Here is a 26241-nt window from a genome sequence, read left to right on the forward strand (position 1 = left end):
TTATGCATTATATATTTTTTTGTATGAGGAGTTATATGAAAATAAAGAGATTGTGCGTTTTGGCTGTGTTGCTTACTTCATCTCTAGCAGGTGCAGCTAGTAATAGTGCAAGTAAGTCAGAAGATAAGTACTATGCAGGTTTAAACTTTGGTGCTGGTTGGGGTGGTGGCTTTAAAATGAAACCTGGTGTTGTTCTTGGTTACCATTATGACCAAAACTCTAAATTTGAACTTGAGGTTCTCAGTAATATTAAGTCATTAAAGAGCATAGGAGCTAGCTTATTGGCAAACTACCGCTTCTATCCTGACCTTGATATTGATCCCGTTAAACTATATGTCAGCGGAGGTTTAGGAGGATATCTCCAAATAACACCTTTTGGCTTTGGTGTTAGTGATACAGTTGATGGTGATGGCGATAGTTCACAAGAAGAAAAAGAAAAGGAAGAAGAAACACAAGGTGCTCCAGAATCAGGTGGTGAAGCTGCTGGTTCATCTGTAGTAGATAAAATACTGAGTTCTATTTCCTATAAACTAAAGTTAGGTGTTGATTATGAAATTACTCCGCAGATAATTGGTGCAGTTGGTATGACCATGGGTGGGCAACTAAGTGGTATAAAAGCAAAACAAATACCAGATGCAACTCTAGAGATAGGGGTACGTTATAATTTTTAATGCTGCTACTTAGTTCATAAAGGTAGAGACGATGTTGAGGATGAAATAAACAGCATTAAAAAAAATCCGAAAACGTATTTTCGAATATGGTTTTGAACGCTAGCTATAGATTAGAAAAATAACAAGAAAAAGGGTAAACATACTGTAATTGCTGTTGAATGATGGAGTCCATTATTTTAGCACGAAGTAACGAATTCAGTAGAATAAGTTCTTCAAAAATAATTTAAACTTTTATTAGTAGGAGCAGTCTCATGGAATATTATAGCGATCTCACTAAAAGAAACTTTTATAAGTATCGTTGATGAGAAAGGAAAAATTGTTAAGGAAGAAGTTGTTGCAAGAGAAAGTAAGGCAATAGCTGAATTTTTTCTTGGTCAAGGCAAAAATGACCTTACCCAGAAAAAGTGGAGAGAAAGTGTGGAATGTTTTTCACAAAAAGAATGATGCATCAAATTGTTCTGGAATGCAATAGTTAATAGTGACGTTGTTTGTTATAAAAAATTTCTATATATTCAAATATAGCAGTTTTGATATGCTGTTTAGAGTGCCGAGAGGTGTCTATTGGTAACTCCCTTTTTAGAGAACTGAAGAAGCTTTCCACAACAGAATTGTCGTAACAACAACCTTTATGATTCATCTATGTTTTTTATGGATAAGAGATATTGATAACCTTGCAAAGTATATTGTGAACCTTGATCACTATGTAATAGTAGATTTTTAACAGGTTTACGCCTATTAATGGCCATTAATAAAGAGTTCATAACCAATTGTTTATTTATTGCACTACTCATTAACTACCATACGTGAGAATTATTGCTGCCAAATATAGCCATCCCTCCTTGGTTTTGATGTAAGTAATCCCATACTTTATTTGGTTGATCAACAATAAAGTTTTGATCTAGTATATTGGGAGCTACAGCTCTATTATCTGTTTGTTGTTTTTTAATTTTAAACTTTCTTTTCAGTATAGCCCTGATGTCATTTTTCTGCATAATACTTTGCACCGTTTTCAAATTGCAACTTTTACCCAAAGCCTTCAATTCAGCATGAATTTTAGGAGCTCCATATCTACATTTAGAAACTTGATATATTTTTTGAATAGCTTCGAGTAGCTCTTTATTTGCTGATTCTCTACTGCTTATTTTTCTTGTGGTCCACTTATAGTAGCCACTAGCAGAAAATCCTACATAATTCCTGTACTTTATAGCAGTTACTATATAAAAAAATATTTTACTCTTTTTGACTGGCCAGGGCTTTTTTTTAAATGTCTCTTTCCCTTGTTACTCTTGCTTTGTAAATCAAACCTCTCTTTGTCATAAGGTGCTACATCTGGAAATGCATTTGCCGCTGACTTTTTTTCGTTATATTTCTTCATCCATTTTCCTAATACACTATCCCTTATTCCTAGATCTCTTGCTACTTTTGCAACTGGTTGACCTACCTTTCTTTGTTCATTTGCCAGTTTAACAGCTTCCAATTTGAATTCTGCTGTATATTCTCTTACCATTTCTAATCCTCCAAAATTTTATTTTACCCAAAAAAACTCTTTTCTTTCTCTCCACTTTTTCTGGGTAAGGTCAAACAATGACTATGCAAAAAACCTAATAACATGTATAATCTATAAATAATTTCTGAGGTAGATTGTGAAACTAGGTGTTAATATCGATCACGTTGCAACCCTCCGCAACGCACGCGGAACTTCTTATCCAGATCCATTGAAAGCAGCAGAAATAGCCATTGACGCTGGAGCAGACTTTATTACTGTACACTTACGAGAAGATAGAAGGCATATTAGAGATGAAGACGTATTTAACCTAAAAAAAAGCATTAGCACTGAGTTAAATCTTGAAATTGCAGCCACGGAAGAAATGCTTGAAATAGCAAAAAAGGTAAAACCCTATTCGATTAGTATAGTACCAGAAAAAAGAGAAGAATTAACAACCGAAGGTGGCCTGGATATCGTGAATATGCACAGTAAACTTTCTAGTATAATAGAGGAAATGCATAGCTCTAGCATAAAAGTCTCACTGTTTATCGATCCAAATATTGATCAACTAAAATATCTTGAAAAGCTAGGGACAAAACCTGACATAATAGAAATTCACACAGGGGATTACTGTGATAATCCATCAGAAAAAAAGTTACAGTTAATTACTAATGCTGCAGAGTACGTCAATAAATTAGGAATAGAATGCCACGCAGGACATGGCATAACTTATAAACACGCTAAGAAGATGACAAGAATACCTCACATCTCAGCTCTTAACATAGGCCACTATTTAATTAGCGAAGCTGTATTTTACGGCTTACACAGCGTAGTAAAAACAATGAAAATGACAATGTCTAACTAACTGCTGCTTTTTCCTTCTCATTTAAAATACTTAAAAGAGTTTGGCTTGCTTTAAATTTTACCCTTGTCTTTTTAGGAACAGTCATGATCTCACCACTTTGGGGGTTACGACATTGTTTTTCCTGACTGATAGCAGTAGAAAATGTTCCTATTCCATGCAAACGTATTTCACCTTTCCCATGCAGCTCATTCTTTATTATTTTAATAAACGCATCATGAATCTTGCTCAAATCAGATTTTGTTATATCTATATTCTGACTAGAACAATCTTCCTTTAATTGTTTTATTATATCTTCTTTACTCATAAATTACCTTAATATTGAAAAAATCACATAAATAGCATATTATGTTGACACCGATAGTCAACTAAATTCATCACAAAAATAGAGGATATCATACATTTTTGCAAATATTTGTATAATACTTACAAAAAAACACCCCTATAAAATAACTATCTCTTAGAAAATTGACACTTTTTCCGAGCTTTATGTTGACCATATTTCTTACGTTCAACAACACGTGAATCTCTAGTTAAGAACTCACCATTACGTAGTATAGAATGCAAATCTTGGCTTACACTACTTAAAGCTCTGCTTATTCCATGAGCTAGAGCACCTGCTTGACCAGATAGCCCTCCACCTTTTACAGTTGCAAATACATCGTATTTATCCAATGTGGAAGTTGCAACAAATGGCATTTTTACTATTTGGCACACTGACTCTCTTTTAAAATAAGAAATTAGATCGCCTTTTTTGTTAACACTAAATTTTCCACTCCCCGGCTTTATCCATACTCTTGCTACAGATTCTTTTCTTCGGCCTGTAGCATATAAACGACCAAGCGAATCAACTGCTGATTTAATTGTCTTTTCTGACCAATCATTGTTATTTATTGTAGAACTCTTCATTTTTACTCCATTACTTTTTATTTTTACGATTCAAAGAGGCAAAATCTATCTTTTCAGGTTGCTGTCCTTGATGCTTATGTTCTGAACCAGAATAAACATACAAATTTTCAAAGCGTCTACGTGCCATAGGCCCATCATCAAGCATCCTTTTCACTGCCATTTCTATTACACGCTCAGGAAATTTGCCATTTAAAATATTATCTGGAGTAGTTTTCTTCAAACCACCAGAATAACCTGTATGCTTATAGTAAATTTTATCTTTAAGCTTCTTTCCGGTGAAATGCACCTTTTCTGCGTTGATAATAATTACATTATCGCCACAATCCATATGAGGTGTATACTCAGGTTTATGCTTTCCACGTAATAGTGTCGCTACAAATGCTGCGAGCCTTCCTACCACTAATCCTTCTGCATCTATGACAAACCATTTTTTGTCGATTTGTTTCTCTTTTAAGAAAAAAGTTTTCATTGTAATTTAACTAAACAATAGTAAGCTACTATATACTTAATTTCTCAATAGTGTCAACAATATTAGTTATTGATTATTAAAGTAATTTATGTTAGTAATTGAGCTGCGCAACCAATATGCACAGGAAGTAGAATGTTTCGATTGATTATCACACTTGCGATCATTTTTGGTACTATAAGTTGCTATGCAACCGATGTGGGAGAAGTGATAAGCAAAGCCATCAAAAATAGCTCAAAAATAAAGTCTCAATTTTACCAATATAAAAGCGCAGAAAAACACTATAAATCTTCTGGGTTAGCTGGATTTTTACCTGACATTACTTTGCAATACAATTTTGATAGTAATTTTAATATTATTAACAATTCACAAGGCTCTGGAAAACGCCTGATATTAAGCCAAAGGATAATAGATGGCGGTGGTACCTTTGCCACATTCAGTCGATCAAGCCATCTTCTCAAAGCAGAAAAGATGCGATTTCAGCAATTAAAACAAGAGCTTGCACTTAATGCTGTGAAAGCATATGTTAATGTTTTACAAAAGACAGAAATATTAAAGCTCAGAGAACATAAAGAACGCGTTTCTTTGGAACATTTGTCAGCTATGAAAAAACGCTTTTCCCTTGGAGAGGTAACCAATGCTGAAGTTTTGTTAGCAAAAGCAAAATTTTCGTCTTCTATATCCGAAAGAGTTGATGCTGAAGGTAAATTAAAGTTGGTAAATATTGCTTATTATCATTTGATTGGCGAAGATGCTGATGACCTTTCTGAAGCTAATGATAAACTACCTTCTGTTCCAGAGCTAAATGAATGTTTACAGTTAGCAAAAACCAATAATTTATCTCTAAAAGCAGCAGTTTATCAAAAAAGAGCAGCCGGAATGGAAGTGATTGCTGAAAGCTCCAAGTGGCTTCCTTCTTTAAATCTAAGTGCAAGCAAAAATTTTGGGGAGGATGGTATGAAGGTAGACAAACTATTAGAAAATGTTCATGTAGTTTTTACTCTTGATGTTCCAATCTTTAAGAGAGGAGTTAATGCTTTTGGTGTCAGTAAAGCTAAAATGGATGCAAAAAAATCTACCTACGATTATTATGAAACGGTAAAAAATATAGAACAAGCAGTTGTAAATGCTTGGAATAATGTGTTGACAGCAAAGGCCATTATCAAAGCAAGTCAAGAAGCGGAAAAAGCAGCAGCTCTAGCATTGGAAGGAGTTGAGCAAGAAGTAAACTTAAATTTAAAGAGTACATCTGACCTTTTGGACACTGAAGATGCATTATTTAAAGCACGTTCAGACTTAGTTGAAGCAAAAAGCAATTATGTGATTAGTGTTTACAACTTGCTTTTTATGATAAATAGTATAGACCTCTAAATTTAATGGTATTAGCACTATGCATGATGAACAAGGCAATCAATCTGTAAAAGATATCCTAGAAGATATAAAAAAAGCTATATCGGGTAAAAACGCGAGTAACGATAAAGCAGAAATAAAGGATGAAAATGATGATGTGCTATACCTTGAGGAAGAGTATCCAGAAGAAATAGAAGAAGATGGCAAAAAAGAAAATAATGAAAAAGAGGACATTGATAATGATGACCAAAGTGAGGAAATGGCTTGCAACAATAACCAATTTAATGGCCATAGCTACAATTCAGAAGAAAAAAAAGATATTTATTTGTACGATAATATCCAAATGAGTAATAACAAAGCGAGTAATAGCGGCTTACAAGCGCAAAATAACGATCATCTAATTTTAAAAGAGAATATGGAAGAGATCAAAGCGTTGCTTGGAAAAATGCAAAACGAATTACAGCATAAACAACAAAAAAAAGCGAACCTTACTGTTGAAGAATTAGTTACATCTCTTTTAAAACCTCAGCTCTCAGAATGGCTGAATAAATATCTACATGCACTGGTAAAAGAAGTAGTTGAAAAAGAGCTTAAAGATATAATCAATAATAAGTAGGGTATTAGCAATAAAAACTAGAGTAAAGACGGCTAGAGGCAGAAAACTATCTTCAACAAGGTGGCTACATCGTCATTTGAATGATCAGTATGTGCAAAAAACTAGCAAGGATGGTTATAGGTCACGCTCAGCATATAAGCTGGTAGAAATGGATAACAAATTTAAATTATTCCAAGAAGGGCAAAAAATTATTGATCTTGGTGCTTCTCCTGGTGGATGGTCACAAGTTGCATCTCAGAAAGGTGCAAATGTGGTTGCTCTTGACATAAAACCAATGAACGCAATTAATGGAGTAGAGTTTATACAATGTGATATTATCAATGAGTTTGAAATTTTAAGAGAAAAATTCAAGGATCAAAAATTTGATGTAATTTTATCTGACATGGCGCCCGAATCTTGTGGTTTAAAATCGTTGGATCATATCAGAATTATGCTTTTATGTGAGGCAGCGCTCAATTTTGCAAAGCATTTCTTGAGCCATGGTAGCACGTTTGTAGTAAAAATTTTCCAAGGAGAATCTGATAAAGATTTTTGTAACGAGCTAAAAAAAATGTTTAAAACAGTAAAATACTTTAAACCAAAGTCAAGTAGATCTGAATCTACAGAAATGTATTTGGTAAGTTTAGGCTTTATTGGCAGCAGACTTTCTATATAATATTAATCCAGGTAGCCCACAGAAACGAAAAAACTTCCTTGACAAACTCCGCCAGCCCCCTTATCATGAAACTGAAGCTATTGTATTTGCTTTCGCCAATCTGCAGATTAAAAGGTAAGGATTACTTAATGTATCGGCGTCTTATGTTCAATTTTTTGCAGTATATAGATACTGTATGTCTTTACAAAACTTCATCTACATCTAGATTTTTATCTAAATAAGCTGAACGCGCTTATAAAGCGTTACAAGACATCAAAAAATGCCAATACTCGACAGAGATAGTAAAAGACTAGCTAACTCGGGGATTCTTTGTCTTTTTTTCTGCTTAGTAAATTTCTTAAATATTTGCAGCGTAGGTTAGTTGCAATTAAAAGCAGCTAAATCTTGCTTGTCAAGCGTTTAAAACATAAAAAACGCCAATATTTTAAAGCAGATAATAACCCCAGGGCTTCTTTTGCCTTTTTTTTTATTTGGTAAATTTCTTAAATATTTATAGCTAAACGACAATCGTCATCCCAGCGGGATCTGGAGATACCGCGGCGGTATGACGGTTCGTGGCGGCATGAAGATAAGCTCGTCATCCCGCTGCTTGTTAGCGGGATCTCTTGTTAGCGCCGCGGCGGTATGACGTAGGACTGCTGTCATTCTGCTACTTGTTAGCGGATGAGATACCGCGAATGAATCGCGGTATGACGGTTCGCGGTGGCATGATGTAGGACTGCTGTGACACCATTATAGAATGAACCAGTGTCAGCTATAGCTCTTTTTACAATAATCCGAACAGATCATAATATGCTACTGCTCTACCATAGCCATAAGCACATATCTTATCCTATTCGGACTATTGCGAGAAGTGCTATACTTGCATAGAAAATGTTTATGACTAATTTTTAGATCAAACATGGAATTTCGACAAACTTAACTTTTTTGTGAGACTGTTCAGCAATAATAAATAAATTGAGAGGAAAGGTTATGGCAATAAAAAAGGAAAAGTTTTTTGAAATAATAAATGAGGTAAGCAAGAGTGAAGGTTTAAATGAGAATAATTTACTTGAAAGAATAGGAAGTGAGCTAAAAGATGCAGACTCAATAGTATATAGCACTTATAACAATTTGAAGATAGATAAGATGTTCCGTGTATCAGATTCATACAAAATTGTAACTTATACATTGTTACATCTTGCTGTGGAATGTAACAGTGTACCAATAGTAAAACTCCTACTAGCAAAGGGAGTAAAAGTTAATGAACCAATATATGAACTTGATGGAGCTAAGTCTCAATTAACTGCTTTGCACATTGCTGCTTTGCATGGTCATCAAGAGATAGTTCAGCTTTTATTGAATAATGACGCAAATCTTTTACTAAAAGATAGTCAAGGCCGAACTCCAAGGGATATTGTCGGTGATGTAAAAGGTAAAAAGGCTATAATAGAAATGTTAGAGGAAGGAGAACAACGTTATGCTGAGGCAGGAGCTACGAGAAGACAAAATAGACAAGGCACTTTACCGCAGCCTAATAATAAAACTCCAGGAAATTTAGCTGTGAACGGAAATAACGCAACTGCTGCAGTGCAAGCATGTAATGCAAGAGATCAGGAAGAGAACAACGGAACTACACCAAACAACAGAAAAATCTATGTACAAGATGAGGATGAACAGACTTCTTCAAACTCAATCATTAATGAAAACAATACAGACAAAGTAGATGATACATTAGAAAGAGAACAGGCTCTAAGAGAAAGAAATGCTGTGGAGCAAAAGTTGCAAGAGGTAGAACAAAGACTTGCCAATAATCAGAAGCGCATAGAACAAACCGGTCATAATCAACATTCGGAACAATACGGTGCTACATATAATGGTGAACAGACCTTTTTAGATTCGACTATTGATGAAAGTATAGCTCTTTTTACAATAATCCGAACAGACCGTAATATGCTACTGGCCTGCTATAGCCATAAACACATATCTTATCGCATTCGGACTATTATAAGAAAGGCTATAATAGTAGCGACAGTGGAATAAATACTTCCACAGAAGACATCGGTAAAGAGTTAGAAAAACACAATACACGAGATAAAAATGGAATGACTCCTTTACACCATGCTGCTGCAAATGGTGATGTAAAGACTGCAAAGTATCTAATAGATGATGGAGCAAATGTTGATGCACAAGATAAAGATGGACTGACCCCTTTACATTATGCTGCTACATATGGTTATGTAGAGATTGCAGAATATCTAATAGATAATGGAGCAGGTGTTGATGCACAAGATAAAGATGGCGTGACCCCTTTACACTATGCTGCTGCAAAAAGCGCTAAAGAATCAGTAAAACTTTTGATAAAACGTAAAGCAAATATTAATGCACAAGATAAAGATGGACATACCCCTTTATATTTTGCTGTTGCAAATGACAATAAAGAATTAGCAAAACTTTTGATAAAATATGGAGCAGATCGCTCATTGATAAAGGATGAAGGCTTAGTAATAGATAGACTAAACAGTATGTGTGATCAGCCATCTGAGGTTGTATCTAGTATAGCTCTTTTTACAATAATCCGAACAGATCATAATATGCTACTGCTCTACCATAGCCATAAGCACATATCTTATCCTATTCGGACTATTGCGAGAAGTGCTATACTTCTTCCCATTCCAAAACACACAACGCAATGGAAACTCCAGAAAAAGCAGAAAAGGTTGAAAAACGTAAAGCTAAGTTAAAAGAATTACGTACTCAGCTAAAGGATGAGCAGAAAAAGAATGAATTGCTAAAACAACAAATACAAGATCTAGAAAGTGAAAAAGCAACGCTTAAGGATAAATTAGACAAAACAGAAAGTCAGTATTCTAAAGCAGAAGCGTTGTTAGAAAAAACGCAAAAGGAACTAGAAGAATCAAAAAGTTGTATAGCTAGACATGAGACTAAGTTGAAACAATTCAATAAAGAGAATGAATCACTAACACAAAAAATAAGAAGTCTGGAGAATGAAAACACACCACTTGAGGGTGAGCTGGGCAAAACTAAAACAAATGAAGTGTCGCTAGAAAAAGTAGGAAAAAGACAATTTTCCTTAAAAGTTGCCTATGCGAGTCTTGCAGCTATGTTAGCAGTAGGTGCTGCTCTTAGTATTGCTTCCGGATTGTCTGTTCTATTAATAGTTGCAGCTTCTGTGGTATCTGCATTGATAGCTGGTGGCATTACATACACAATATCAAAACCCATCGCTCCTACTACTGAATTGAAAGAAGTGGATATAGGTTCAGCACAACGTGGTGTTTGTAAAACTTAGCACCTACATCTGTACGAACATTGCAGTTTGCAGGTGGCAGATGCAAGTAGCTGCACTGGAATCCCCAAAAAGGATGATGTCATCCTTGTGCTCCTTTTTTTGTCATCCCAGTGCCCAGACACTGGGATCTAGTTCTTATTGTACATTTACTTGAAGTTTTCTGGATCCCAGTGTCTGGGCACTGCCCTTTTGGATGGAAAGCTACTTTTATGACATCATCGTAAAGTAAACCAGTGTCAGCTACTGGGATGACAGGAAAAGGAGGCTACTTGCATGACGAGCTGGGATAACACCTATAGCCCTAGCGCGTAAAAGTATTTGCAAGTTACACAGTAGTGTGAATTTTTTACTTCGGTAGTTTTTCATTGTCATTATAATCATAATAGTAGTTGAGTTTAATTGATATGAAAACTTTTACGAAAAATTTTAAAAATAACGAAAAAAAGCTAGAGGAGTTTAATAAGGAAATTGAAGATATAACAACTATAGCTCAAGATAAATTTGCACATGAACTTGAGAACATCGCATATGACAGTGTGCAGAAATTTCGCAGTCTGCTTGCTAAAGAGTTAAACTCCATCTTCAACAATATTCATTCTCAAAATGTCAATCTACTAAAATCCAGCCTAGTTGAATATGCTATAAGTTCAAATTTTATCAACAAAAAAGGAGAAACAGCTTTAATACGTTCTCTTCTTAATATATTCATACGATAAAGCACTCAGAGTTGTTGCTGCGCCAATTTAACTTAATGTTGCATGCAAGCTGCATAGCTAAAGTAAGTAAGATTTGCCCCATGCTGTCACGAGGTAAACCTTACTTATTCTAGCTATATCAAAAAGGAGGGTTATTATGTCAATAAGATCGACTTCACCAAGAATATCTGTGCAACGTAAATCTAAGCCTGAATCTTTTCCAGTTACTTTAGAAGAGGTTAAATCTTTTTTACGTATTGAGAACGACCAGGATGATAAGTTGATTTCAGATCTAATTTTTATGGCAACTGATTACGCTGAATGGCATATGGAAAAGTCACTAGTAAAGCAAACATGGCAAGTTTCATATGAAGATTATGTACCTCGTAGGATCTATTTAAGCTATGGCCCTGTGAGTAAGATCATACGCGTCAAGTTAAGAGATTGTGAGCAAATTTAGAGAGGTTAAAGTGGATACTCTAGCCCTTCTACGTTTGTCTTTTAATGAAAATCGCGACCAAGTTATAGTGAGTTTTTTAAGAAATGCTTTTAAACTATTAATTTTGGTTAATACTAAAAATAACTCTCTAACCCGCCTTTTTAGCTCAATAAATGCCTTTGTTAAGCTAAGTTCTGTATTCTTTTTCACTTCTGTGCAACCAACTATGCCGTGAAATATAAGAATTGCGCACAATTTAGCATATAGTTCACATAATACTCTGCATGGCTTTCCTTTTAGCTTATCAAGCCTGATATGGCTTTTATACAATTTAAATAATAACTCAATTTGCCACCTTACTCTGTAAATCGTTAATACTTGCTCAGCACTAATTTTATTTTCTGGAACATTAGTTATAAATATTGACCAGTTCAACAATTTTTGATTTCTTTTAGAGGATCTGCGATCTTGCTAATCTATTAGCTTTCCTTCTTCTGCCCATAGACTGTTCTTCAGTTAGTTTCTGACATATAATTCTTACTCTAATTTTTGCTTCTTTTCCTAACAATACCTCGTTTTCTAAAAATAACTTATCCTCTCAACATTCTAATAACTCCATTTTTTGATTTGTTTCTACATCATATATGTTGGTATCGACGACTTATGAAATAAGCTCCTATTTCATTGATTTGTTTAAAAGAACTTGGCACAAAATAACCGAGATCAGATATTAGCAAATCATTGCTTAATATATTACTTAAATGTTTCCTATATCCCTGGTCTGATCTTACCCCCTCCGTTAAATTAAGTTGGTCTATTATCTGATTCATGTAGTCGAAAACTAATTGTAACTTTATTCCAGACTTAGTATTGCTTTCATAGCCACTGTAGCTAGTACCATAACCTTTATACATCTCTTCCATACTGTTAGGTAGAGTAATATAGCTACTGTCCAATAATTTAACACTATTAAATTGCTGTAAGATTTTGCAATCAACTTGCAAGATATTTTTAAAGAGAATCACAGATTCATTATACATCCTTTTCATAAATTCCACTGCTTCTTCAGTAAATCTAAAATCCAAACCTTGTTTTGTTATATCTATCGAGTCCTCGTTTAGTAATTGACACATTGTTTCTACGCTACAATTATCAACTCCTATATTACCCAAGACCATGGCTTTTACGAATGATGAACCTTTTAGCTTTCTCTTTCTTTTTATAAACCTTGTTGTAATTGAGATTTTCTCTGCTTTTTCATTAAAAAATTCTTTGAGCTTTTTTGATAAGCAAGTTATTTTATTCATTGGTTCTCTCACTAAAAGTATATCTGGGAGAACTTATACCTTATTATTCTATCTCTTTCATACCTTTATTTCCTTAACTTGACGCGTATGGTGACGCACAACTGTGCGAACATTGTGATTTGGGTCTACCAGGAAGGATGTCTCCCAGTACCTCTTTTCCCGTCATCCCGCTACGTGTTAGCGGGATCTCATTTCACTTTATGAGGGTGTCATCCGAGTAGCCCCTTTCTCGTCATCCCGCTACGTGTTAGCGGGATCTCATTTCACTTTATGAGGGTGTCATCCGAATAGCTTGACTACTTGGATCCAGATTGGATACTGAGTTGGTGAGTATAAAAGTATAGCTTCTACGTCATACCGCCGCGGTATCTCAGCCGCTAACAAGTAGCGGGGTGACGAGTTATAGCTCTTTTTACAATAATCCGAACAGACCGTAATATGCTACTGGCCTGCTATAGCCATAAACACATATCTTATCGCATTCGGACTATTATAAGAAAGGCTATACTATACCGCTGCGAACCGTCATACCGCGATTTATTCCATAGCTGTACGAACATTCATTTTTGAAGGTAAACTGCACAGCAAATGGTGTCATTCCAGTGCTTGACACTGGAATCCAGCCGGCTTTGTTGCATCGCTAGCTATGATGGATTAAAGATAAAAAAGGTGGAGAATATCAGTAGCTTATTATTCTGGTATTTATAACAAGAACGGTCAGTGAATACCTAAATTTGAGTAAAAGAAATTTCACTACCACTCACTAATCCGGCTAAAATTCAAGAATTTCAATGCTTTAGCTATTTTCAATAGAATTAAATTTATTAATATAAATAACAAGTTATAGCTCTTTTTACAATAATCCGAACAGATCATAATATGCTACTGCTCTACCATAGCCATAAGCACATATCTTATCCTATTCGGACTATTGCGAGAAGTGCTATACTATTCTTAAATTTGATCAGATTGATTGCAAAAAAAACAAGATTTTCAATAAGTTGCTTATAATCCTAATTATAGTTAGCCTTTCATAAGTAGCGATGCAACAAAGCCATTCCAGCGTCACGCGCTGCCATGTGATATACAATTTCCTTCGAATTACAACGTACGTGCGCTCTATATGCACTTGATTGACAAATGCTCTCTTATCAAAATCTCAAGAATCTGCACTATATTTAATGCTGCGCCTTTGCGCAGGTTGTCAGCCACTATCCACATATTTAATCCGTGCTCAACAGTATTGTCTCTTCTAATACGCGATACATATACAGCATTCTCCTGTACAACATCAATTTGAGTTATGTATTCACTATCTTCACGCCTGTTGTACACTAAAACTCCACTATCTTCGGCTTCACTTAGCACTTCACGAGCTTGTTCTTCAGTGATATGTTGATCAAATTCCACATTTACTGCCATAGCGTGACCGATAAAGACGGGTACCCTTACACAAGTTGCAGTAACTTTTATATCTTCCTCTAAAATTTTTTTTGTCTCCTCTTGCATTTTCCATTCCTCTTCTGTAGAGCCATTTTCCATGAATTCTCCTACATGGGGAATGCAATTGAATGCTATTTGCTTAGAGAATATCTTGGGTTTTTTAGCTTCGTTCATAAAGATTTTTTTTGTCTGGTCATAGAGCTCATCCATTGCTGCTTTGCCTGCACCAGAAGTTGATTGATAAGTTGAAGCAACGATTCTCTTTATTTTTGCTTTTTGGTGTAATAGATGTAGTACTAGCAGCATCTGTATTGTAGTACAGTTTGGATTGGATATTATGTTGTGGTTTTTATATTCCATAATTTTTTCTTTATTAATCTCTGGAATAATGAGTGGCACACCCTCTTTCATTCTAAAATGGGAACTGTTATCTATCACGATGCATCCAGCCTGTGTTGCAATTGGTACATACTCTTCAGAAACATGAGATCCAGCACAGAAAATGGCTACATTAGTTCCAACGAAGTCATAATCCTCAAGGCATAAAACTGTTAACTCTTTGTCACCAAAGCTCACCTTCTTCCCTTCTGATTTTTTCGATGCAAGTGCAATAACGCAATCTATCGCCTCATCTTGAAATTCAGCAAGCGTGCTTAATACCTCACGCCCTACTCTTCCGGTTGCTCCAATAACAGCAATTTTGTATCTCATATAGATGAACCTCTAATTTTAAAGTTCTATTATATTTTTACTGACAAAATTTACAATTGTTTTAATATTTTTACCTTGCAATTAATTGTAATTTAGCTATTATTATGCAATATTAGTAATATTACATAATGAAATGAAAGATGAGTAAGGAATACGATGAAACTAAGGTTAAACCTGCAATGTCTACACCTCAAGGGCCTGAAGGAACCAATGGATCAAAGGCCCAAAGTGTTCTTTCGAATAAAAGAAAGCCTACAATAAATTTTGATGATAAAAAGTATGGTGTAAAAACCTCTAAAATAGACCAACAGTCTCTAAACAAAAGACAAGAATCTTCAAAGCTAAGAGATCTCTTAAGGTCAATACCAATAATAAGGAGATTTTTAGCAAGGATTTTCACACCTGAAAAAATAGAAATCATCAGTAACCCTATATATGACAACATGGAAGCATATAAAAAATCGCAGGAAGATTACCCTAGTAAGATAAAAGATGAAACTAGTATAGATGATGAACACACAAAAGAAGTAGATAGTAAACTTGAGAAGGGTAATGTTGAACAAGTGGACAACAAGAAAAGTCGTAGTTCATAAATATCAATCATTTAAAAATTATCTCTAGTTATAACATTGTATCTGTTCAGATGCATGGCTCATGTACAAATATTGAAACAAAAATTCCAGTGCTCCTTTCTCGTCATCCCAGTGCGTGACACTTGTATCTTTATGATGTGAGGCATTAGAGCTAAAATACCTCACAGGGAGGGTGAAGCTGATGCGACACTAATGCCATTAAGCCAGATTTTGCTTCCCTCCCATAGAGTTAAAGACTGAACAGTATCTTTTGGAATTATATCCCGTATTACAAGGTTAGTCTAAACTCTCAGTTTATTTATAGTCTTGGAGGCAATTTTATGCAAGTAAATGCTATTTTGGGTGTGGATATTTCAAAAAAGAAATTTGATATTTGTTTGTTAGTGGACAGTAAAAAACGACACAAAGTCTTTCAAAATAATCAAGATGGTTTTGCAAAACTTGTAGTTTGGTGCAATGGCCATGGAGCAAATCTTACTCATTTATGTCTTGAAGCAACTAGTTGGTATGGAGAAGATTTGGCTACTTTTATGCACGATTTAGGACATAATGTCAGTATAGTAAACCCAGAAAGCTTTTGGCAAAAGTGAGCTGCTCAGAAATAAGACAGATAAATCAGATGCAGCTATGATAGCTAGATTTTGTATCGCCAACAAACCTGCTCTTTGGAAGCCCATTGCACCTGAAATGAGGCATTTGAAGGAGCTTTACCGTTGCATGCAATCGCTAAAAGATGATAAGGTGCAACAGACAAATCGCTTGGAAAACAAAAATATGCATTCCAGTTGCAAAGAAGCTATATCTAAAGTAATTTTGGCAATAGAGGAGCAAATTATTGTTCTCGAAAAAGAAATTAATGAGCATATAAATAACTATCCACATCTAAAAAATATGGTGGAAAACCTTAAGACTATAAAAGGTATAGGATATCTTACTGCTGTTGCTGTTGTCGCAGAAATGCCATCAGTTGATAACTTTGACAATGCTAAACAATTTACAGCTTTTGCTGGTCTAAATCCAGGACATTATCAATCGGGATCGTCAGTAAGTAAGAGAAGTTGCATATGCAAAATAGGATCTGAGCGTATTCGAAAAGCTCTTTATATGCCAGCTATAGTAGTCAAAAACCATAATAATCATTTTCAAAAGTTTTGTCAGCGTCTAGCAAGTAAAGGCAAATGTCCAAAAGTCATAGTTCTTGCGTTAATGCGAAAATTAATGCATGTCTTTTTTGGTATTCTTAAAAAGAATCAACCATTTAATTGTAATTTTGTTGGATAATTTGTTTGACAGCAGAGACAGTATCTGGGATCCAGATTGGGCACTAAGTTGTTAAACACGAAAGCGATTAATCCTTTACAACGTTTTTGATGGAACTGCGCGAAAGAACTGGATGCCAGTGTCACGCACTGGCATGACACCCATTTCTTCCTATAGTTGTCTTTTCTCGTCTACCTTATTTTGCCACTCTGCTGAACAGATACATAACATTTGCTATACAGAAACTCTGCGATACCAAAATAAATAAAGAGGTACGCCACTTGCAGTGAATAAGCTTGCGATCAGCAAGGTATTCACAGAAGTTTCAAATATTACCCAGCAGCAAAAGGTTGTTGCTATACTGCCAATTAAAAATTTGTAACAACTCTTTTCTTGCACAATAACTTTGAGAAAAGCAAGACTGCATGCAAGGTAAACAAATAAAAATGAAACTACAGAAAAGTCGATAATTGATGTGATCTGCTTAGCAAAATTGTTGCTTGAAGTGAGGATTAGTAAAGTTGCAGTTCCAACTGAGCTAGTTGTTATGCCCCAGAAAGGAGAACCGTGCTTGTTTCTTTGAGCAAAAAACTGTGGCATCAGTTTATCTTTTGCAAGGCCAAGGGCCACTTGTCCACTAGCTAGTACCCAAGCGTTTAAAGTACCAACACAAAAAATGAACGCAGTTATAGAAATAATCAAGTGCCAATTGCCAGAGGCCATAATTTTTATTGCGTCAACATATGGTGCTCTTGAACTTGCTAAATCATTGCCATTTATTAATCCCATAATTGCAAGATTGTTGATAAAATACACAACAGCAACAGAGATTGTTCCAAGTACCACAGCTCTTGGTATTGTTCTAGCTGGATTATCAACTGACCCTGCAGGTGCTGTTGCCAATTCAACTCCAATAAAACCCCATAGAGTAATAAGTGTAGAACGGGCAAGAATCTGCGATGTTGTAAGATTTGATATTTCTTCACTTATGATGAAGTTATTTCTATCAAAAAAAAACAATGCTGCTATAGGTATTACAAGCAATACAGAAATTTTTATCACCGTCAATAAAAACTCAACACGTCCAGCAGTAGCTACTCCTCTAAAATTTATTAGTGTAATAATTGTAAGTAATAACATCTCTAAAAACAGATGTACGTTTTGAATATCTTCATGGAAAAATGGTGTAAGATAACCAACACCCACAACTATTACGGCTGTTGTGCTAACCCATGAGATCACCCAATACGTCCAACCAACAAAAAAAGCTGCAGCAGGGCCAAAAGCATGCTTTACATAGACGTGAGGGCCACCCGTTTCCGGAAATTTTGCGCAGAGTGAGGCAAAAACTAAAGCAAGAGATATAGCACCAAGCCCTGATATTATCCAGCTTATAAGGCTATACATGCCATATGGAGCAAGGCTAATTGGAAGCATAAAAATTCCAGAGCCAATTTGGCTGCTAATCACTAAGGCAAAAATAGCCCAAAAACCTATTTTATTTGACACAATAATTCTTATCTAAATAGATTAACAATATACCCTAAACTCAGAAATTTCAATTGATCTTTTAACATAAAAACTTGCATTTTTTTCAATTTATTCCTAAAATAGATTATATTAACAGATTATTAAGAGGGGGTTATGAATCCGAGATTAAAAGCATTTTTGGTTGTTTGTAGTATTATTGCATTTTTGATTGCACTTTTGTTTCTCGTGTATTATTTAAATCTTCTTGTTAACTATATCCTTGACCCGATTCTAGTTCGTCCCTTTGAAAGATTATACAAAAACTTAATTGTTGATGGTCTTTATGCCTATTTATCTACAAGCACTTCTAGCCCTGCACTAGCATTTTTGGCTACAGGTTTTATTGTTATTGCTGCGTTTATTTGCCTGAATAAAATGCTTCTTCCCTTGCAAGAGAAGATCATAAACAACTATACCTCCTTTAAAAACAACAATATTGATAGCAATAGCATGTTGTTTGAGGTTTATAAAGATCCAACAATAAAATTAAAGGACAAAATCTTATTCTTCAGTATACACTTGATATATTACCTACAGCTTCCATTTTTGTATATTGCATCAAAGGTATCAGCTCTACGTGGGTTTCTTATATTTAATTTTGGTTTATTATTGTTAAATTATGCACTGCTAATTCCAGTAGCACTTCTTGAGTTAATAAAATATCCATCAGTAAAACTCTTTTCACCTTTGGGTTTGAATGTAAAGCAGCTAAGCTTTTTGTTTAATGTAAGTGATGTGGGCACTGGTAGTCAAAGTGTTCATACTAGAAGTTTTGAGGAAAGTGTCATAAACTGCGCTGAAGAACTAAAACAGAAATTTGGAACTCAACCAAATGTACTCAATAAAGAGTTTGAAGACTACATAAATAATTCAGATGAGCTTACAACTGAGCAAAAAGAGCAATTAAAACTTTATCTTAACTTTAATGGTTCCAATGAAGCAGCTTGGCAAGAATCAAAAACTGGACTAACTCTCACACAAGCTGCAAACTTAGTTTCAACTGCTGCTAAGAATCAAAAATCAGATGTGAATTCACTATTACTAATGAATTTAAAGGATGGACTTGGTTTATGTACTCTGGGAATGTTCGATCGTATTATTTATTCGCTTAGTTGTCTTGAAGCGAAAAATAATTTCTTGGTTCAAATAAATGGAGCAGTGAACGTATTAACACCTAAATTTACTGAAAGATTTTTAAAAGAATATTGCAATTATAAAAAATTAAAAATTTTGGTAGACAAGTTTGAAGATTTTTACTCCGAAGATTATGCGGATAAAAATAATATAAGCGATGAGGTGAAGAGCAACATTAACCAATCAATAATAGAAATAAGAGAATTTGTCTTTAAAGAGCTTTACATAAAATTTTACGAAGAGTATGGAAAAAGTATTCAAAGAGGTGCCATAAAGCAAAAATTAAGGGAATTAGTTACAGATGATAGTATAAAGGAAGCAGTGTATTATTCAATGTATAATATAGAAATCCCTGCAGAACCACCTACTTATCTTGAAAGAGTAAAAGCATTTTTTGGAGGTCATGCAAGGTCTCCTGCTGCTTAGTGGTGGGCTCATGTCATGGTAGAAAATTTTGACTTTAGCTAAAAAAATTACTTCCGCATACTTGAAACCTCATTATAATGACAATTAGAGATGTTTCTCGAGCTCAAAATTTGTCTCCGTCTGCAGACTTTTCATTTAAATTTCAGTTAAAAATGTGGCGTATCTTCTTCAGTGTATGTGGGTGCACACGCATACTTAATCTCTGCCCAATGTGCGTTGCATTTTTTCTGAATCTTGTTCATATGGGGGATTCTATGCCTAAAATTCCAGACACTTGACTTTAGCTAAAAACCAACTGGCGCCTATGGTTTTTTATAGTTTTATCTTCCCTTTTCTGAATGGCTTGCAAGCTGCTATCTCTACAAAAACTATGTTTTTCTTCAGAAGAGAGTTATATTGTAACTATGGACAAAATAATCATAAAAAAATTTGGTGGGACTTCGCTAACTGATTTAAACCGAGTTGCAAATTTGATAAAAAACGATATTGAGAAAGGTTGTAATGTAATCGTTGTTGTATCTGCTGTTGTAGGATTTACTGACCAAATGGCTTTTCAGGCTAGGCAAATCTCAAATTTAAGTTGCAGACAAGAGTTATCAGAGTATGACGTTATGCTTTCAGCAGGAGAACAAATCTCTTGCGGTCTATTAGCTATCACTCTCCAATCGATCGGAGTTAATGCTAAATCGTGGCTTGCCTGGCAGTTACCAATTGTAACTGATGATTTTTATTCTGAGTCTAAAATAAAAACAATAAAGATTGACCGTGTGAAAAGATCTTTTGCTGAGGGTTATACTGCTGCGATCATTGCTGGTTTTCAGGGTATAAATGATGATAGAATCACTACTTTTGGAAGAGGAGGCTCTGATATATCAGCAGTTGCCTTCGCGGTAGCCTTTGGTGTTAGAATTTGCGAAATTTTTACTGATATTGATGGAATATATACAGCAGACCCGAGAATTGTTCCAAAGGCACGCAAGCTCAAATTTATCTCTTACGATGAAATGTTGGAAATGTCGTCATCTGGTGCTAAAATACTGCATAATCGTTCAGTACAACTTGCAATGAAACATAACATTAAAGTGCAAGTGCTATCCACTTTTAAGGAAGTAGAAGGCACCACAGTGCTACACAAAAGGGATGTACTAGAGAGATACTTAATTACTGGAATAACTTATAGCACTAATGAAGCTCTTGTAACTTTCACTAACCTTGCAAATAACTTGCGTACTTTAAGAGATATAGCAGGAGCAAACGTTAAAATTGATATGATACATGGGTCAAGTTTTGTTATCTCCAAATTTGATATTGATTTAATGGAAAAGTTACTGAATAAGAATGAAAATTATGCTATAAACGATAATGTAGCTAAAATTTCAATAATTGGTATTGGTGTTATGTCTAACACTGAAGTGATGCACCGCACACTCAAGGTTTTAAGCGAAAAAAAGATAGAAATACTTGCTATCACAACATCTGAAATCAAAATCAGTATAATTGTTCAAAAAGAATGCGCTGTAGCTTTAGTCAAAGATTTACATACTGAGTATGAGCTTGATATGCAGCACTAGGATAGGCTTGACGTCCAGTTGTCTAAGAGTATGTCTTGAAAAGGAATGAGGAAAAAAATATGATAGTGTAAGTAAAAAATAGGAGGGAAAATTGTATCCAAGTGATATAAGTGATAAGGAATGGGAAATTTTGGAGCCACATGTTGCACAAGGAAAGATAGGGAGGCCAAGAAAGCACAATATCAGAACAATTATTAATGCAATAAGGTATATAATGAGAGGTGGTTGTCAATGGAGAATGCTGCCGAAAGATTTTCCTCCATGGAAGACGGTGTATGACTATTTTCTCAGGTGACGTAGTAATGGCAAATTGGAAAAAATACATAATATGCTAGTAAAAGAGGTAAGAAAAATGTTTGGTAAAAATGAAACACCTTCAGTAGGAATAATTGACAGTCAATCAGTAAAAACCACTCAAAAAGGGGATCCAGAGGATATGATGCTGAAAAAAAAATAAAGGGTAGAAAACGTCATATTGTTGTAGATACAGTGGGCTTAATTATTGCGGCTGATGTTCATAGTGCAAGTGTTCAAGATCGTGATGGTGCTCTAAATCTTTTCACTCAAGCTAAATACAAGGCTCCAACTTTACGTAAGTTTTTTGCTGATCAAGGATACATAGCAAAACCGCTGTTTATTGGAGACAGGATACGATTACCAAGAAAGCTGTTGATGTTACAGGATTTTTCGACAATCTGGACCACAATTTAGCACTGCAGGCTATCAAGAAGCACACAGACTGCAAATGGGTCATACTGTATGTTGAAAGGTGGATGAAATCCCCTATTCAGCAAGCAGATGGCAGTAAGGTAGTTAGGGAAAAAAGGAGTTCCGCAAGGAGGTTCAATAAGCCCAATCATTTCAAACATATTTATGCACCATGCATTTGATATATGGATGAAACAAAATCACCCAACAGTACCATTTGAAAGATATGTGGATGATGCGATAGTGCACTGCAGAACTAAAAGACAGGCAGAATTTATGCGAGCAGCAATTGAAGAAAGATTGGCACAATGTAAGCTAAAATTGCAACCTGATACCAATGCCATTCCAAAACTCCATCATTATACTGCCTTAGTATAACCTTCTCACTTCTATTGTCTATTTGTTTGTTATGTAATAGAAATTGGTATGAGATTGAAGAATTAAGTGTGAACGGTTACAGAATTTTTGCCAGGAGAAACATATAGTTAAAGTAATTCAGATTTGTAAGATATGTTTATCTGCAATTATAGCTTCAACAGTAGGCAATGTTGCTTTTAATTACCTCAACATTTTCTCTTGGCAATTCTTTAATGAACCGAGAAGTGCGCATCGGTTGCCACTGGTTGTTAATTTCCCTCCTATCTGCACATGAAATGATTAACCTTTCTTTGGCTCTGGTTATGCCAACATATGCGAGTCTCCTTTCTTCTTCTAAAGCTTTACCACTTTTGTCATCAAAAGATCTTTGATGAGGAAATAATCCCTCTTCCCAACCAGGTAGAAACACGCACGGGAATTCAAGTCCTTTGGCTGCATGAAGAGTCATAACATATACGGTGTCATCGTTATTCATATTATCCACTTCCATCACCAAACTTATGTGCTCCAAGAAAGTTGTGGCATTATCGAAATTTTTTAAAGATGAGATGAGCTCCTTGACATTTTCTATTCGTGCTAAGCCTGTTACCTCGTCATTTTCAAGCATTTCAATATACCCTGATTGGTTTGCTACGATTTTAACGAATTCATGCAGTGGTTTTACGCTTACTATTTCTTCCCAAGCTTTAATTTTATTTAAAAAATCATTTAGTGAGAGTTTAATTCTTTCGGTTACTTGATTACTATTAACTAATATTTTTGCTGCCTCAAAAAAAGAAATTTTGTTATCCTGAGCAGTCGTGTATATTTTCTTTAGAGTTGTAGCTCCTATGCTTCTTTTTGGCCGGTTTACAATCCTTTCGAAAGCTAAGTCATCGTTATTGTTTGTAACGAGTCTTAAATATGCAATTATATCCCTGACTTCCTGACGTTCGTAGAATTTTACGCCACTTATAATCTTGTAGGGAATTGAATATTTTATAAAATACTCTTCGAGAACTCTAGTTTGAAAAGTGGCCCTTACCAGCACTGCAATGTCACTAAATCTGTATTTATTGAGCTTTAATATCTGTTCGCTTATGAACCTTGCTTCAGCTTTTCCGTCCCATAATTTTATTAGATTTACCTTTTCCCCTTCAATGTTTGTTGTCCACAATTTTTTTTCTAAGCGAGTCTTATTGTGATTGATAACATATGACGCAGTTGCAAGTATGTGGGATGTTGACCTGTAGTTACACTCTAGTTTAACGGTTTTTGCATTTTTAAAATCATCAGAAAACTTCAAAATATTTTCAACTTCTGCACCACGCCAACTATATATCGACTGGTCATCATCTCCTACACAGCAAATATTTGAGTGCTCTTTTGCAAGGTATTTTAGCCAAAGATATTGTATCGCATTTGTATCTTGATATTCATCTACCATGACATATTTAAACTTGTTTTGGTAGTAGGACAGAACTTCGGTCTTTTGATTAAAGAGTTGTATGTTATATAGCAATAAGTCACCAAAATCGACAGAGTTAAGGAATCTCAACCTTTCCTGATACTGGTGATAGACTTTGAGTGCAGTTACGTACACTGGCCTAAATGATTGAATATCTTCCACTTCAGATGGCAATAAGCACTTCTCTTTCCATTGCTGAATAATATTTATAATGGTCTTACATTTTTCTGATAGGTAATCAGGGCTTATTTCATTGATAATATTTTTTATTACCTGTAATTGGTCATCCACACCAATGATTGTAAAATTGGGGTTTAAGCCCACAATTTCTGCGTGCAGGCGCAAAATTTTTGCTGCAATTGCATGGAAAGTGCCAAGCCATGGTATGTTTTTGCCCGTTAGCTCAAGTACCCTTGATACCATCTCATTTGCTGCTTTATTTGTGAATGTAACAGCTAATATTTCATCAGAATAAGCGTGACCATTTCTAATTATGTGTGCTATTCTTGAAGTAATCGTTCTTGTTTTTCCGGTTCCGGCTCCTGCCAATATTAAAACCGGTCCATCTATGTTAGTTACAGCTGATTGTTGTTCTGGATTTAGCAGTGAGAGATAATCGTTCATCGTAGCCCTATAGATTATAACTTCGTAAAGTTAAACCTATGATTGAAATATTGTAAAGGTTTTATTGAATAGAACAGTTAAAGAATGCTTCACTCAAGTACTACATATTTAAACGTAGGTTTTACATCTATTTTGTTTTAGTAGTTTCAGGTGTATGTCGAGTAACAACAACTTGATTTGAGGTATTGGCACCAGAACTTCTGCTTGTTGGGTGGATAAGTGGAGTTTGGAATGGCTTATATGTACGGTTTAGTTCCTTCATTTCTATTTCTTCAACTTCAACAAGGGGTTTTTCTTTTGGGGTATAGCGATTATGCGTTGCAGGTCGTTCAGTGAGATTTTCATATGTTTCTTTCAACCAAGTTCCGATATCATACATAAATCCATACGCTTTTTCTTTAAATTCTCTCAATGATCTACTGAAACTTGCTAGTGTGTTATTAAAGTAAATTGTCATATAGTCTCTTGTGGTATATTGATAACTTTCTCCATCTAGTCTGCTACTTTGTGCGTTATACCAATTCTCATTACTAGTGAATCAAATAAGCGGCATTGCAGAGTTTTTTAATTGTGGAGTGAGAAAGAGAGGTAATAAATTTGCACAAAGCGCTCTCAAGCAAAGCAATTGTGTCGTAGATTTTGTTACGCAAAATGTTCTGTTTTATATATAACCAAAACCTCTCAACAGGATTGAGGTCAGGTGAGTATGGTGGTAGGTATATAATGTCGATATTTTTAGGTACTTTTAAATTTTTTGACTTATGCCAACTAGCACAATCCATGATAAGAAATGCCTCCCTTGTTCCTAAATATTGTGACATCTGCTCAAGGAATATATTCATACAATCAGTATTGACGTTTGAGCTAGAACTTTCTCCATTTCTGGGATTAACTGCACTATAGAGATAAAAATTTTGCCTACCTAGTTTTACCTTAACCTGTGTCCTAATGCCTTTTTTAAACCACCCGTGTCCAATCTTTGAATGTGTGCCAAACCGCGATTCATCGAAGAAAAATAGCTCTTTTTCAGGATACATGACAATAGTTTCATTAAGATTTTTTTTTAAATTCCTCTTGTTTACTTTTATCTTGTCCGTTATGCACTGGTCTTGGTGTGATATATGAGAATTTCATTCTTTGCATATTACGGTGTACTGTAGATTTGCTGATATTCAAACCAAACTTTTCTTGAATTCTTATTTTCATTTCTTTTATAGTAATATTGGGGTTTTCCTCTATCCACACCTCAACTTGTTCACGTTGACTTTGATTCAATATAGTTTTTCTACGGCGTTGAGGCGGAGCAAATAATTTTTCTTCTCTGCCAAATTTTAGGTCATGCAGTAAGTGCCTTTCTTGAAATGCAGCATATCTTTGCTACGGCTGTTATACTGTGATTTTTTGCTGCAATTACAGCATTTAGTTTTTTTGCAACATATGCGTTATTTCTTACTTTCTTCAGCATTTCTTTTGCTGATTCCACCACTTTTTCATCCAATAATTTTGATCTTAATGCCATTTAAACCTCGCTACTTTACTTACTTCAGTATGGCTTTTTTTCTATTATTGTCTATCCGTTACTTGTGTAGCGGGAATTGGTATTAGAACTATTGTTGCTTTTGAAATAACCAAATATGTTGTACATTTTGAGCTACCGCTGATTATTAA

General features: G+C 34.9%; 30 protein-coding genes and 3 pseudogenes. 21 read left to right on the forward strand and 12 right to left on the reverse strand.

The genetic code is table 11. From position 1 onward, the window contains the following. Positions 1 to 35: 35 nt before the first annotated feature. Entirely contained in the window at positions 36 to 671 is a 636-nt protein-coding gene (locus AAGD87_RS06075; protein ID WP_155968855.1) for a hypothetical protein, read from the forward strand. Positions 672 to 1143: 472 nt separating this feature from the next. Here the strand turns inward: AAGD87_RS06075 and AAGD87_RS07900 are convergent, their stop codons facing one another. The 3 genes from AAGD87_RS07900 to AAGD87_RS06085 form a co-directional block, all read right to left on the reverse strand. Continuing rightward, positions 1144 to 1308 carry an IS3 family transposase gene (locus tag AAGD87_RS07900; RefSeq protein WP_151807939.1) on the reverse strand — a complete coding sequence of 55 codons (165 nt, stop codon included), beginning with the start codon at positions 1306 to 1308 and terminating at the stop codon, positions 1144 to 1146. Between the two features lie 157 nt (positions 1309 to 1465). After that, positions 1466 to 1900, reverse strand: a complete 435-nt coding sequence (locus tag AAGD87_RS06080; RefSeq protein ID WP_319606382.1) for an IS3 family transposase — start codon at positions 1898 to 1900, stop codon at positions 1466 to 1468. Then, positions 1885 to 2178 (reverse strand): transposase, encoded by a 294-nt coding sequence (locus AAGD87_RS06085; protein WP_007548709.1) that lies wholly within the window; start codon positions 2176 to 2178, stop codon positions 1885 to 1887. The genes AAGD87_RS06080 and AAGD87_RS06085 overlap by 16 nt, the downstream gene beginning before the upstream one ends. Positions 2179 to 2314: 136 nt before the next feature. Here AAGD87_RS06085 and AAGD87_RS06090 point away from each other — a divergent pair, with 136 nt between their 5' ends. Further along, the gene (locus tag AAGD87_RS06090) at positions 2315 to 3022 is read left to right on the forward strand and encodes a pyridoxine 5'-phosphate synthase (protein WP_006279877.1); all 708 of its coding nucleotides are present in this window, start codon (positions 2315 to 2317) and stop codon (positions 3020 to 3022) included. Here the strand turns inward: AAGD87_RS06090 and AAGD87_RS06095 are convergent. The 3 genes from AAGD87_RS06095 to rplM form a co-directional block, all read right to left on the reverse strand. Next, the gene (locus AAGD87_RS06095; protein ID WP_006279876.1) at positions 3015 to 3326 is read right to left on the reverse strand and encodes an HU family DNA-binding protein; all 312 of its coding nucleotides are present in this window, start codon (positions 3324 to 3326) and stop codon (positions 3015 to 3017) included. The two genes, AAGD87_RS06090 and AAGD87_RS06095, sit on opposite strands and share 8 nt — an antisense overlap. A 146-nt stretch (positions 3327 to 3472) precedes the next feature. Next, a complete protein-coding gene (gene rpsI / locus AAGD87_RS06100) occupies positions 3473 to 3928 on the reverse strand; it encodes a 30S ribosomal protein S9 (protein ID WP_006279875.1) in 456 nt (151 codons plus the stop codon). Positions 3929 to 3938: 10 nt separating this feature from the next. Next, positions 3939 to 4397: a 50S ribosomal protein L13 gene (gene rplM, locus AAGD87_RS06105; protein ID WP_253302273.1), complete on the reverse strand. Its 459-nt coding sequence runs from the start codon at positions 4395 to 4397 to the stop codon at positions 3939 to 3941. Positions 4398 to 4529: 132 nt separating this feature from the next. Here rplM and AAGD87_RS06110 point away from each other — a divergent pair, with 132 nt between their 5' ends. From AAGD87_RS06110 to AAGD87_RS06150, 9 genes are all read left to right on the forward strand, one after another. Continuing rightward, positions 4530 to 5765, forward strand: a complete 1236-nt coding sequence (locus AAGD87_RS06110; RefSeq protein WP_341817493.1) for a TolC family protein — start codon at positions 4530 to 4532, stop codon at positions 5763 to 5765. Positions 5766 to 5784: 19 nt separating this feature from the next. Then, on the forward strand, positions 5785 to 6360 hold the full coding sequence (locus AAGD87_RS06115; protein ID WP_010082598.1) for a PopZ family protein: 576 nt from the start codon (positions 5785 to 5787) through the stop codon (positions 6358 to 6360). A gap of 76 nt (positions 6361 to 6436) precedes the next feature. Next, entirely contained in the window at positions 6437 to 7015 is a 579-nt protein-coding gene (locus AAGD87_RS06120; RefSeq protein WP_341817494.1) for an RlmE family RNA methyltransferase, read from the forward strand. A gap of 747 nt (positions 7016 to 7762) precedes the next feature. After that, positions 7763 to 7885, forward strand: a complete 123-nt coding sequence (locus AAGD87_RS06125) for a hypothetical protein (RefSeq protein ID WP_341817495.1) — start codon at positions 7763 to 7765, stop codon at positions 7883 to 7885. A gap of 102 nt (positions 7886 to 7987) precedes the next feature. Further along, complete coding sequence (locus AAGD87_RS06130) at positions 7988 to 9037, forward strand: ankyrin repeat domain-containing protein (protein WP_341817496.1); 1050 nt, start codon at positions 7988 to 7990, stop codon at positions 9035 to 9037. A gap of 17 nt (positions 9038 to 9054) precedes the next feature. Further along, positions 9055 to 9738: an ankyrin repeat domain-containing protein gene (locus AAGD87_RS06135; RefSeq protein ID WP_341817802.1), complete on the forward strand. Its 684-nt coding sequence runs from the start codon at positions 9055 to 9057 to the stop codon at positions 9736 to 9738. Continuing rightward, positions 9687 to 10307 carry a hypothetical protein gene (locus tag AAGD87_RS06140; RefSeq protein ID WP_341817497.1) on the forward strand — a complete coding sequence of 207 codons (621 nt, stop codon included), beginning with the start codon at positions 9687 to 9689 and terminating at the stop codon, positions 10305 to 10307. The genes AAGD87_RS06135 and AAGD87_RS06140 overlap by 52 nt, the downstream gene beginning before the upstream one ends. 404 nt (positions 10308 to 10711) lie before the next feature. After that, positions 10712 to 11023, forward strand: coding sequence for a hypothetical protein (locus tag AAGD87_RS06145; RefSeq protein ID WP_007548422.1), 312 nt, complete (start codon positions 10712 to 10714; stop codon positions 11021 to 11023). Positions 11024 to 11159: 136 nt separating this feature from the next. Continuing rightward, on the forward strand, positions 11160 to 11462 hold the full coding sequence (locus tag AAGD87_RS06150) for a head-tail connector protein (protein WP_341817498.1): 303 nt from the start codon (positions 11160 to 11162) through the stop codon (positions 11460 to 11462). On the opposite strand, the pseudogene AAGD87_RS06155 reads toward AAGD87_RS06150, so the two are convergent. Continuing rightward, positions 11439 to 12748, reverse strand: a pseudogene (locus tag AAGD87_RS06155) (IS4 family transposase). The gene AAGD87_RS06150 and the pseudogene AAGD87_RS06155 overlap by 24 nt on opposite strands. A gap of 438 nt (positions 12749 to 13186) precedes the next feature. Between AAGD87_RS06155 and AAGD87_RS06160 the strand changes: the two are divergent. Further along, on the forward strand, positions 13187 to 13318 hold the full coding sequence (locus AAGD87_RS06160) for a hypothetical protein (protein ID WP_341817499.1): 132 nt from the start codon (positions 13187 to 13189) through the stop codon (positions 13316 to 13318). A gap of 309 nt (positions 13319 to 13627) precedes the next feature. Next, positions 13628 to 13759 (forward strand): hypothetical protein, encoded by a 132-nt coding sequence (locus tag AAGD87_RS06165; RefSeq protein WP_341817500.1) that lies wholly within the window; start codon positions 13628 to 13630, stop codon positions 13757 to 13759. Positions 13760 to 13867: 108 nt separating this feature from the next. On the opposite strand, the gene AAGD87_RS06170 is transcribed toward AAGD87_RS06165, so the two are convergent. Then, the gene (locus AAGD87_RS06170) at positions 13868 to 14902 is read right to left on the reverse strand and encodes an aspartate-semialdehyde dehydrogenase (protein ID WP_010962945.1); all 1035 of its coding nucleotides are present in this window, start codon (positions 14900 to 14902) and stop codon (positions 13868 to 13870) included. Positions 14903 to 15042: 140 nt separating this feature from the next. Between AAGD87_RS06170 and AAGD87_RS06175 the strand changes: the two genes are divergently transcribed. The 3 genes and pseudogenes from AAGD87_RS06175 to AAGD87_RS07905 all read left to right on the forward strand — a co-directional run bounded on the left by AAGD87_RS06175 (position 15043) and on the right by AAGD87_RS07905 (position 16776). Then, positions 15043 to 15495: a hypothetical protein gene (locus AAGD87_RS06175; protein WP_015589289.1), complete on the forward strand. Its 453-nt coding sequence runs from the start codon at positions 15043 to 15045 to the stop codon at positions 15493 to 15495. Positions 15496 to 15815: 320 nt separating this feature from the next. Beyond that, positions 15816 to 16200, forward strand: a pseudogene (locus AAGD87_RS06180) (IS110 family transposase); the annotation flags it as partial. Positions 16201 to 16386: 186 nt separating this feature from the next. Next, entirely contained in the window at positions 16387 to 16776 is a 390-nt protein-coding gene (locus AAGD87_RS07905) for a transposase (protein WP_410541889.1), read from the forward strand. A gap of 213 nt (positions 16777 to 16989) precedes the next feature. Here AAGD87_RS07905 and AAGD87_RS06190 read toward each other — a convergent pair whose 3' ends face one another. Further along, a complete protein-coding gene (locus AAGD87_RS06190) occupies positions 16990 to 18264 on the reverse strand; it encodes an APC family permease (protein WP_010082345.1) in 1275 nt (424 codons plus the stop codon). A 135-nt stretch (positions 18265 to 18399) separates the two neighbouring features. Here AAGD87_RS06190 and AAGD87_RS06195 point away from each other — a divergent pair, with 135 nt between their 5' ends. The 5 genes from AAGD87_RS06195 (at position 18400) to AAGD87_RS06210 (ending at position 22502) form a co-directional block, all read left to right on the forward strand. After that, positions 18400 to 19845: a hypothetical protein gene (locus AAGD87_RS06195; RefSeq protein ID WP_155969030.1), complete on the forward strand. Its 1446-nt coding sequence runs from the start codon at positions 18400 to 18402 to the stop codon at positions 19843 to 19845. A gap of 404 nt (positions 19846 to 20249) precedes the next feature. Next, positions 20250 to 21416 carry an aspartate kinase gene (locus AAGD87_RS06200; RefSeq protein WP_341817503.1) on the forward strand — a complete coding sequence of 389 codons (1167 nt, stop codon included), beginning with the start codon at positions 20250 to 20252 and terminating at the stop codon, positions 21414 to 21416. Positions 21417 to 21507: 91 nt separating this feature from the next. After that, on the forward strand, positions 21508 to 21711 hold the full coding sequence (locus AAGD87_RS06205; protein WP_007549940.1) for an IS5 family transposase: 204 nt from the start codon (positions 21508 to 21510) through the stop codon (positions 21709 to 21711). A gap of 179 nt (positions 21712 to 21890) precedes the next feature. Next, on the forward strand, positions 21891 to 22127 hold the full coding sequence (locus tag AAGD87_RS07910) for a hypothetical protein (protein WP_238513961.1): 237 nt from the start codon (positions 21891 to 21893) through the stop codon (positions 22125 to 22127). A gap of 162 nt (positions 22128 to 22289) precedes the next feature. Then, positions 22290 to 22502: a hypothetical protein gene (locus AAGD87_RS06210; RefSeq protein WP_065094389.1), complete on the forward strand. Its 213-nt coding sequence runs from the start codon at positions 22290 to 22292 to the stop codon at positions 22500 to 22502. Between the two features lie 154 nt (positions 22503 to 22656). On the opposite strand, the gene AAGD87_RS06215 is transcribed toward AAGD87_RS06210, so the two are convergent. The 3 genes and pseudogenes from AAGD87_RS06215 to AAGD87_RS06225 form a co-directional block, all read right to left on the reverse strand. After that, entirely contained in the window at positions 22657 to 24573 is a 1917-nt protein-coding gene (locus AAGD87_RS06215; RefSeq protein WP_341817504.1) for an ATP-dependent helicase, read from the reverse strand. 127 nt (positions 24574 to 24700) lie between these two features. Next, positions 24701 to 25030 carry a hypothetical protein gene (locus tag AAGD87_RS06220; RefSeq protein ID WP_246165590.1) on the reverse strand — a complete coding sequence of 110 codons (330 nt, stop codon included), beginning with the start codon at positions 25028 to 25030 and terminating at the stop codon, positions 24701 to 24703. A gap of 73 nt (positions 25031 to 25103) precedes the next feature. Next, positions 25104 to 26092: pseudogene (locus AAGD87_RS06225) on the reverse strand (IS630 family transposase). Between the last annotated feature and the right edge of the window lie 149 nt (positions 26093 to 26241).

This window comes from Wolbachia endosymbiont (group A) of Pherbina coryleti (assembly GCF_964026875.1).
Classification (GTDB): Bacteria; Pseudomonadota; Alphaproteobacteria; order Rickettsiales; family Anaplasmataceae; genus Wolbachia; species Wolbachia pipientis.